Consider the following 1,589-nt stretch of genomic DNA (forward strand, 5'->3'; position numbering starts at 1 on the left):
CGATCTACTCGCTACGTTCTTGCTCTGGCGTCACCCGCGCCGCCAGCACCCCTCCCGCGAAGCGGGTTCGTGCATCGACCCGATTTCGGACATAGGGGCGATGTGATAAGGCTACTTGGATGCAGATAGAGATTTACCTCGACGGCCTTCTGATTGGCCGTGGCGACGTGGATGCAGTGGATACAGTTATGGGCATGGCAATCGGTCCCTTTGCTGCCGAGGCTGCATACGACAGCGCGGCGCATGCCACTCAAATCGACGGCGCTGAAAATCCTTCTGGCTGGAAGGCGTCCTTTAGCGTGCAAACCGCAGATGGCGAACCACTCGGGTGTGAAGCGGTCTCAATTGTCGACTCTGCCGCTATCCGGGGAGCAAAGGTCGTGGCGCTCCTTGGAGTTGATTATCCGGCTTATGAGAAGTTTTTCGGCGAAGACCCCGCCTACAAAGAGCGTTGGCAAGCTCCGCTTGAGGGGCCTCACCCGGACACTCTGTATATGTTCGCTGGAAGTGAAGGCGCCTTGGGCTACACGATCGATGCAAGCGGTGCGAACCTTCCAGAGCAACATGCTCCTTGGGAGTTCCTGAGGGAAGTTTCGACGGATAAGCCGACCTTCAAGGCTGGCGCGGACAGAGCCGCGTTGGACGAGGTTAGAAAAGCGGGCTTCGCGGTTGCGGTGTTTTCTATTACCATCGAGAATGGCGATGCGCTTTAGCCTAGAAGAGTGACCGCTTCCCACCCAATTACGGACGATCCGCGCTTATGTGAGACAACCTAGAAGCGGTCGTTCAGGCCTGCCGAGCGACCGCTTCTCCGGTTAGATTTCAGTTCGCTCCGCTAGCAGCAAGGCGTCTTCGACATCGACGCCCAGATAGCGGACCGTATTCTCAATCTTCGTATGGCCAAGCAGGATCTGGATAGCTCGGATGTTGCCTGTCGCGCGATAAATCATCGCTGCCTTCGTCCGACGCAACGAATGCGTACCATATTCCGCTTTGCGAAGTCCGATTGCTGTGACCCATTCGTCTACCAGGCGCGCATACTGCCGAGTGCTCATATGCCCAGCTGGATCGACGCGGCTCGGGAACAGATAGTCGCCAGTCGAGCCGCCTCGTCTTTCAAGCCAAGCGAGCAATGTGGCTCGAACATCCGTGGTGAGTTCAAACTGCACCGGGCGATTTGTTTTCTGCTGGATGACGGTGGCCCGATTGCGGATGTCGGTACCTGCGACCACATCGCCGATTTTGATCTTCACGAGGTCGCAGCCGCGCAGCTTGCTATCGATGGCGAGGTCGAAAAGAGTTCTGTCCCTCAATCGCCCCTCGCGATCGAGATGAAAGCGGATCGCCCAGATCTGCTTCTGTGTCAGCGGACGCTTCGTTCCGACATTCTTGCCAGCGTTCCAAGCCGGACGATGCCGCGTTGCTGCATCAAAACGTGAGTATCCCATTGCATTTCTCCTCGGCCCGAATGGCCAAGGAGGTAACGCTCAGGATGTCGCGGCTTGGGCCGTGGCACGAACCCGCTTCGCGGGAGGGGTGCTGGCGGCGCGGGTGACGCCAGAGCAAGAACGTAGCGAGTAGATCGAACA

At 57.9% G+C, this 1,589-nt stretch carries 2 protein-coding genes; one reads left to right on the forward strand and one right to left on the reverse strand.

The window, feature by feature from the left end; genetic code table 11:
* Nucleotides 1-119 precede the first annotated feature (119 nt).
* Nucleotides 120-713, forward strand: a complete 594-nt coding sequence (locus tag P8R33_RS14780) for a hypothetical protein (RefSeq protein ID WP_278329718.1) — start codon at nt 120-122, stop codon at nt 711-713.
* A 102-nt stretch (nt 714-815) separates the two neighbouring features.
* Here the strand turns inward: P8R33_RS14780 and P8R33_RS14785 are convergent, their stop codons facing one another.
* Nucleotides 816-1,448, reverse strand: a complete 633-nt coding sequence (locus P8R33_RS14785) for a tyrosine-type recombinase/integrase (protein ID WP_278329719.1) — start codon at nt 1,446-1,448, stop codon at nt 816-818.
* Between the last annotated feature and the right edge of the window lie 141 nt (nt 1,449-1,589).

It is taken from the genome of Qipengyuania flavescens, assembly GCF_029688735.1.
In the GTDB taxonomy this organism is placed as follows: Bacteria; Pseudomonadota; Alphaproteobacteria; order Sphingomonadales; family Sphingomonadaceae; genus Qipengyuania.